Source organism: Thermaurantiacus sp. (assembly GCF_053487655.1).
Window position 1 is genome coordinate 1 of the sequence record NZ_JBRCLD010000009.1, and the last position, 6970, is coordinate 6970.

A 6970-nucleotide genomic window follows, 5' to 3' on the forward strand; every position below is an offset into this window, starting at 1 on the left:
CCGCCAGTCTCCGAGAAGCGCACCAGGAAGCCGGTCCGATTTGCGCTGACAGCGGTGCTCGGCGAGGTGGCGGAGCCAGAAGCGCCAGTGCCGGGAGCGGTTGCGCCGCCGGTGAGGGCCCAGGCGCCCGACTGCCCGCGCTTGCGCTGACTGAGGCAGCGGCCTATTCCTGGTTCTGGAGGCCAGCGCGGGCGTGCCGTTCGCCAACCCGGTCAGGTCCGGAAGGAAGCAGCCGTAACGATTTCCGGTGCGGGTCGGGCTGGTCTCCACCTTCGCGCGCGCCCAGCCACGCCTTGCCCCCAAGCTCTTGCCCCCAAGCTTCCCCTTGCCCTTGGCGCGCTGCCGCGCCACGAGGAGCCATGAGCCTGCTTCCTGAGGATCCGCCGGCCTATCGCGTGCTTGCGCGCAAATATCGCCCGGCGGATTTTTCCGCGCTGATCGGCCAGGAGGCGATGGTGAAGACGCTGGCCAATGCAATCCGGACCGGCCGCCTCGCCCAGGCCTGGCTGCTCACGGGGGTGCGCGGTGTGGGCAAGACCTCGACGGCGCGAATCATCGCGCGCTGCCTCAACTGCACCGGAGCAGACGGCAAGGGCGGGCCGACGGCGGCACCTTGCGGGGTGTGCGACGCCTGCGTCCAGATCGCTGCCGGCCAGCACATCGATGTGATCGAAATGGACGCTGCCTCGAATACGGGGGTGGATGACGTGCGCGAGATCATCGAGGCAGTGCGCTACGCCAGCGTCTCGGCACGCTACAAAGTCTACATCATCGATGAAGTCCACATGCTCTCGAAGAACGCCTTCAACGCGCTTCTGAAGACGCTGGAGGAGCCTCCACCGCACGTGAAATTCGTGCTGGCGACGACAGAGGTGGACAAGGTTCCAGCGACCATCCTGTCGCGCTGCCAGCGGTTTGACTTGCGGCGCGTGCCTGTTGCCATGCTGGAAGCCCATTTCGCCGAAGTGGCGAAGGCCGAAGGCGTGGAAGCGGAGCCCGAGGCGCTGCATCTCATCGCCCGGGCAGCGGAAGGCAGCGTGCGCGACGGGCTTTCGATCCTTGACCAGGCGATTGCCATGGCGGGCGGGCGGCTTGAGGCTGCGCTGGTGCGCGAGCTTCTCGGGCTTGCCGGGCGCGGCCGCGTCACACGGCTTTTCGCCGCGATCGTGGCCGCGGACGCGGGTGCCGCGCTTGCCGAGCTGGACCAGGCGCAAGAGGCCGGCGTGGAGCCGCTGGCGCTGTTCCGCGCGCTCTTGGAGCTTGTCCACTTGCTGACGAGGGCAAAGTGTGGCGGCGTTCTCGACCCGGCGCTTGCCGAAGCCGACCGGGCGATCCTGGCGCCAATCCTCGATAAAGTCGATTTTCCGGCCCTGCACCGACTGTGGCAGCTGCTGCTCAAGGGTCATCAGGAGATCAGTATTGCACCTGAGCCGGCCGAGGCGGCGGCCATGGCGGTACTGCGAGCCGTCCATGCGGCAGGAATGCCGGGGCCGGAGGAACTGGCGGCGCTCATTGCCGGGGCTCCCGCCGTCGGGCCGGCCCATGCCGCAGTGGCGCCTGATCCCCCCCGGCCTCAGGTGCCAAATGATTTCCGCGCGCTGGTGCGGCTGTTCGCGGAAATGGGGGAGTCGCTCCTCGCCCGCCAGCTCAATGACAAGGTGGCCTGCGTCGGGTTCGAGAGCAAGCCTGGGGGCACCACGGTGCTGCTGCAGCCGCTTGGCGAGCTGCCACAGGGTTTTGCCCGCGCGGTGGCCGAGCGGCTGGAACGCTGGACTGGAGCGGGCTTTGATGTCCGCATGGTTGCCGCAAGCGAGGGGGGCGCGAGCCTCCTCGACGAGGAGCGCGCACAGGCGGCAGCCGTGCGGGATGCGGCGCTTGCCGACCCGGTGGTGCGGCAGCTGCTCGACTGCTTCCCGGAAAGCGAGTTCCTGGGGGTGCAATCCGACAATCCCGCAACGATTACAGAGACATTATCAGGGTCTACGCCGAGTGCAACGGAGGACGCGGCATGACGAGCATCGAAGACATTCTGAAGATGGCCGGCAATGTCCAGGCCGAGCTGGAGAAGGCGCAAGCCGCGCTCGACCGGGTGGAAGTGGAAGGGCTTTCAGGCGGCGGGCTGGTGAAGGTCGTGGCCAGTGCCAGGGGCCGCATCGTGCGCCTCTCCATCGATCCCTCGCTTCTTGCGCCCGAGAGCAAGGAGATGACCGAAGATCTCATCGTTGCTGCCTTCAACGATGCTCGCGCCAAGGCGGACGAGGCAGCACAAGCGATGATGCGCGAAGTGACTGCCGGCCTGCCGCTGCCACCCGGCTTCAGGCTCTAAGGCGCGCGGCCTCGTCGCGCATGAGGGTCGCAAGGATGGCGCGGGTTTCGGAATCGATCACGCCGTCCACCTGCTCCTGGCGGAAGCGGCGCTGGAAGGCGCGGGTGGCGGCTGCAAGGTCTGTGACGTCATAGCCAAAACTGGCGAGCGCCTCGGCAAAGCCGGCTTCGTCCCAGCCGGGGTCGGCGACAAGGCGCGCAGGGCGGGCAAGCGCGAGGCCATGGGCGGCGAGGAGCTGCCAGTCGAACAGTTCGCCTGGATCCTCCTTGCGGGTGGGTGCATGATCCGAATGGCCGATGACATCGGCCCGGTCGATGCCATGGCGAGCGATGATTTCACCTGCAAGCCAGACAACCGCTTCCATCTGCCGGCGGGGAAAGCGGCGGTAGCCCCACTGGTGGCCAGGGTTGTGGATTTCGACGCCGACGGATGCGCTGTTCATGTCGGTGATGCCGCGGAAGCGGCCTGCGCCTGCGTGCCAGGCACGGCGATCCTCGGCAACCAACTGGGTCACGGTTCCATCCTCGTCGACAAACCAGTGCGCCGAGACACGAGAAGCCGGGTTGCACAGCCAGTCGAGCGCATCTGCAGCGCGTTCCATGCCGGTGTAGTGGAGCATGAGGAAGCGCACAGGTGCCCGGCGCGCGTCATGGTTGGGAGAAGCGCGGAAGCCGACGACGCGGCTCATCGTGCCGCCTTGCGCGCCGTGCGAAGCGCGATGATCCCCACACCGGTCAGCGTCAGAGCAGCGCCAAGGACCATGGGAAGCGTGATCGGCGTTCGATACCAGAGGGTTGCAAGCATGATGGCGAGAAGTGGTGTTGGCAGGGTCAAGGGCGTGATGGTCGAGACCGGATAGCGTTGGAGCATCCACGCCATGCCAGCATGTCCAACAAGGGACGAGAGGAATCCAGAATAGAGGATCCACCCGATCGCCGAAAGAGGGGTCTCGGGAAGGACGGCAAGCGCGCCAGGCTCGAAAAGGGCAGCTGCGAAAAGCAGAAGCGGCAGGGAGACGAGGGCCTGCCAGCCCATGAGGTTGAGCACATGAACACCAGCCGCGCGCCGGAGCAGGAGTGTCGAGGCAGCCCAGAGGAGCGCTGAAATCACGGTCAGCAGCAGGGCAAGCCGCTCATCGAAAATGCGGGGGTCAAACACCAGGATGGTCACTCCCGCGAAACTCATGAGAATGCCGAGGCTGCGCCGCCACTGGATCCGTTCGCCGGCAAAGGCGATCGCGAGCAGGAGGCTGAAAGGCACGCCAAGCTGGCCGGCGATCGCAAGCGCCGAGACATTGGTGGCAAGGTGGAAGGAGAGGGCGCCAAGCCCGAAGGAGGCACCGAGCAGCAGACCAGAGGCGATGACGAGGACCATGCACGGCGGCGGCCGGCCATCAGCCGGGAGCCCCTCGACGAAGCGCAGGAAGGGAAGGCAGACAGGAAGCATGAAGGCATAGCGCAGCGCAACCGAAGTGAGCGGCGGGACCGCCGAGACGGACTCCTTGATGGCGACGATGTTGCCGGCCCACAAAAGGCAGATTGCGAGCATCATCAGCAGGTGGCGCAGCCTCATGGCCGCGCTGCAGCAACGAAGCGCATCTGGTCTGGGCCCAATTCGGTTGTGAAGGGACCAAGGAGGCGGACTGCGAGTGCAGCGCAAACGGTGCCTGGCTCCGCCGCCGGCGCGCCGGCAAGCACGGCCGCGAGCGCAGCCTCCGGAGGCCGGACTCGGCCCCTGAGCACCAGTGCCGGGCAGCCGCGGTCGAGGATCATGGTGATGGCCCCGGGTCCCGCCAGAAGTTGGGCAGCCTCAAGCGCAAGGGCTGTAAGCGCCCGTGCGGTTTTGGCATCGAGGCCGGTCTCGACCTCGAGTGCGCGCTCGCCGAGGAGGGGCCGGAGCGCGGCGGGATCGAAGGCCGCGTCGGGTGGCGCGCCGAACAGGCCGCGGTGGAGCTCGACAAGCGCCGTCAGCTGCGCGACCGCCTTCTTGAGGAGCGGGTCGGCGGCGGGGTCGAGTTCGAGCGCGACGGCAAGCGCACCGACCGGCGTTGCGAGGTCATGGGCGATCCGGCGGACGAGGAGGGTGCCCTGCTTGGCCTGTTGCCCATCATCGGGGTTGCCAACCGTCACCGTCAGCCGCCGGACTGCCGGCCACGATCCGAGCGCCTCTTGCCTTCGGGGCGGCGGGGAACGAGATGGCGGGCAACAACCCGGCCGTCTCCGGTCTGGACCAGTTCGAACTCGACTTCCGTGCCGGGCACCAGCGCGGCCGCAGATGCCCCGTCGATGGCGGAGGCATGGATGAACGCGTCGCGCGGGCCATAGAGCGGGCGGACAAAGCCATAGCCGCGTGCGCAGTCGAACCAGAGGATGGTGCCTGATGCCATTGCCGCTACATGCTCAGGGCTTCGATTTCACGCAACGGGCGGAAGCCTCCAGGATGCAGGGGATCGGGGAGGAAGGCAGCAAGCGCGGGTGGCGCAACGATGATCCAGACCCAGGACGGATCGGTCACGCCAGCGCGGTCAGCCGCGCTTGGGCGAAGTGGCCCCTCGGGGTGGCTATGCCAGACCCCCAGGATGGCTGGACCACCAGCGCGGTGAGCGCGCTGGGTGGCGACGAGATGCGCCGGGTCCACTTCAAACCGGTGTTGGGGGTCTGAAGCGATATTGGCAGCGACACTGGCTGATGCGACGACCAGCGTCTCTTCGTGGCGCTCGCCGAACAGAAGGCCGCAGGCCTCAAACGGGTAGGCGGTGCGCGCGGCCGCCAGCATCGTCTGGCGGGCATCGCTTGCAAGGACGAGCGGCATTGCCGCATTCGAGGCGGTGTATGGCAGAAGGTCAAGAGGTTCGGCTGCTGCTGCCAGCGGATTCGGCCGGGCTTCGGCTCGACCGGGCGCTGGCGCTCGCGGTGCCGACCCAGTCGCGCGAGCGACTCAAAGCGCTAATCGCGGCCGGTGCAGTCGAAGTGGAGGGAAATATTATACGCGATCCCGCCCGCAGGGTCCAAGGCGGAGACGCCGTGCGGCTGTGGCTTCCGACAGCTGCGCCGGCCGACGCGTTGGCGCAGCCGATCCCGCTTGCCATTGTGTTCGAGGACGACCATCTGCTGGTGGTCGACAAACCCGCGGGCCTCGTGGTGCACCCTGCTGCCGGCAACCCGGACGGAACGCTCGTCAACGCGCTGCTGCACCATTGCAACGGCCGACTGTCGGGGATCGGCGGGGTGGCCCGGCCGGGAATCGTCCACCGGATCGACAAGGAGACTTCAGGCCTGCTCGTCGTGGCCAAGACCGATCCGGCACACCAGGGGCTTGCCCGGCAATTTGCGGCACACACGGTCGGGCGCTGCTATCTCGCTGTGGTCAAGGGTGTCCCCGCACCGGCGGCCGGGCGGATTGCGACCCATCTCGCCCGCTCTGAGGGCAACCGCCAGCGCATGGCGGCCGTCGATCCGCCGCGTGGCAAGCATGCGGTGACGCACTATCGGCTTCTGGAGGCACTCGATGGCGCCGCCGTCATCGAGTGCCGGCTCGAGACCGGACGCACGCACCAGGTGCGGGCCCATATGGCCCACATCGGCCATCCGCTGCTGGGCGACCTGCTCTATGGCGGGCGGCGGGTGATGGGGTGCGGCATTCAGCGTCAGGCGCTCCATGCGCGCACACTTGCCTTCCGTCATCCGGTCACCCTAGATACGCTCACATTCGACAGTCCAATACCGGAGGATATTCAGGCGCTGGTCAGCCGGCTTCGGCGCCAGGGTGCCCAAGCCTTTTTGAAAGGGCGCACATGACGACCAACCTGCCACAGTCCGTTCCGGCCGTTGGCCCCGATGTTTCGCTCAATCGCTACTTGGCCGAGATTCGCAAGTTCCCGATTCTGGCGCCTGAAGAAGAGTATATGCTGGCCAAGCGCTGGCAGGAGCACCAGGACCCGGAAGCGGCGCGCAAGCTCGTCACTTCCCACCTCAGGCTCGTCGCCAAGATTGCCATGGGCTATCGCGGCTATGGTCTGCCGCTCTCCGAGCTCATTTCCGAGGGCAACATTGGCCTCATGCAGGGGGTGAAGAAGTTCGAGCCTGACCGCGGCTTTCGCCTTGCCACCTACGCCATGTGGTGGATCAAAGCCTCGATCCAAGAATACATCCTCCGTTCCTGGAGTCTCGTGAAGATCGGCACCACGGCAGCGCAGAAGAAGCTCTTTTTCAACCTGCGACGGCTGAAGGGCAAGCTGGAGGCGATCGACGAGGGGGATCTCCACCCCGATGATGTGAAGCGGATCGCAACCGACCTCGGAGTCTCCGAGGAGGAAGTGATCTCGATGAACCGGCGGATGGCAAAGGGCGGGGACACCAGCCTGAATGCGCCGCTCAAGGACGATGGTGAGGGCGAGTGGCAGGACTGGCTGACCGACGACGGCCCGGGCCAGGACGAAGTGCTCGCCGAAGCGCAGGAAGCCGATATCCGCCACGATCTGCTGCGCGAGGCGCTTCTCACCTTGAATGATCGTGAGCGGCATATTCTCACGCAGCGGCGGCTGGTGGAGGAGCCGCAGACGCTCGAGGATCTCTCGGGCGAATATGGCGTCAGCCGCGAGCGGATCCGCCAGATCGAGGTCCGCGCCTTCGAGAAGCTGCAGAA

At 66.7% G+C, this 6970-nt stretch carries 9 protein-coding genes and 1 other RNA gene; 5 read left to right on the plus strand and 5 right to left on the minus strand.

The features are described 5' to 3' along the window. Positions 1 to 176 precede the first annotated feature (176 nt). From ffs to ACWIQA_RS01060, 3 genes are all read left to right on the plus strand, one after another. Positions 177 to 272, plus strand: an RNA gene (ffs, locus tag ACWIQA_RS01050) — signal recognition particle sRNA small type. Positions 273 to 359: 87 nt separating this feature from the next. After that, positions 360 to 2012: a DNA polymerase III subunit gamma/tau gene (locus ACWIQA_RS01055; protein ID WP_448581212.1), complete on the plus strand. Its 1653-nt coding sequence runs from the start codon at positions 360 to 362 to the stop codon at positions 2010 to 2012. Next, the gene (locus ACWIQA_RS01060; RefSeq protein WP_448581213.1) at positions 2009 to 2326 is read left to right on the plus strand and encodes a YbaB/EbfC family nucleoid-associated protein; all 318 of its coding nucleotides are present in this window, start codon (positions 2009 to 2011) and stop codon (positions 2324 to 2326) included. Before ACWIQA_RS01055 ends, ACWIQA_RS01060 begins: the two co-directional genes overlap by 4 nt. Here the strand turns inward: ACWIQA_RS01060 and ACWIQA_RS01065 are convergent. The 5 genes from ACWIQA_RS01065 to ACWIQA_RS01085 are packed head-to-tail and all read right to left on the minus strand — an operon-like array spanning position 2316 to position 5137. Beyond that, on the minus strand, positions 2316 to 3014 hold the full coding sequence (locus tag ACWIQA_RS01065; protein WP_448581214.1) for an N-acetylmuramoyl-L-alanine amidase: 699 nt from the start codon (positions 3012 to 3014) through the stop codon (positions 2316 to 2318). The two genes, ACWIQA_RS01060 and ACWIQA_RS01065, sit on opposite strands and share 11 nt — an antisense overlap. Then, positions 3011 to 3898, minus strand: coding sequence for a DMT family transporter (locus ACWIQA_RS01070; protein WP_448581215.1), 888 nt, complete (start codon positions 3896 to 3898; stop codon positions 3011 to 3013). The genes ACWIQA_RS01065 and ACWIQA_RS01070 overlap by 4 nt, the downstream gene beginning before the upstream one ends. Then, a complete protein-coding gene (locus tag ACWIQA_RS01075) occupies positions 3895 to 4455 on the minus strand; it encodes a hypothetical protein (RefSeq protein ID WP_448581216.1) in 561 nt (186 codons plus the stop codon). Before ACWIQA_RS01075 ends, ACWIQA_RS01070 begins: the two co-directional genes overlap by 4 nt. Positions 4456 to 4457: 2 nt before the next feature. Further along, the gene (locus ACWIQA_RS01080) at positions 4458 to 4712 is read right to left on the minus strand and encodes a cold shock domain-containing protein (protein ID WP_448581217.1); all 255 of its coding nucleotides are present in this window, start codon (positions 4710 to 4712) and stop codon (positions 4458 to 4460) included. Between the two features lie 5 nt (positions 4713 to 4717). Then, positions 4718 to 5137, minus strand: a complete 420-nt coding sequence (locus ACWIQA_RS01085) for a M67 family metallopeptidase (protein ID WP_448581218.1) — start codon at positions 5135 to 5137, stop codon at positions 4718 to 4720. A gap of 20 nt (positions 5138 to 5157) precedes the next feature. Between ACWIQA_RS01085 and ACWIQA_RS01090 the strand changes: the two genes are divergently transcribed. Both ACWIQA_RS01090 and rpoH read left to right on the plus strand, forming a co-directional pair. Continuing rightward, positions 5158 to 6123, plus strand: coding sequence for an RluA family pseudouridine synthase (locus ACWIQA_RS01090; protein WP_448581219.1), 966 nt, complete (start codon positions 5158 to 5160; stop codon positions 6121 to 6123). Next, positions 6120 to 6970: RNA polymerase sigma factor RpoH (gene rpoH / locus ACWIQA_RS01095; protein WP_448581220.1), on the plus strand; the 851-nt coding region annotated here is incomplete at its 3' end. The genes ACWIQA_RS01090 and rpoH, both read left to right, overlap by 4 nt.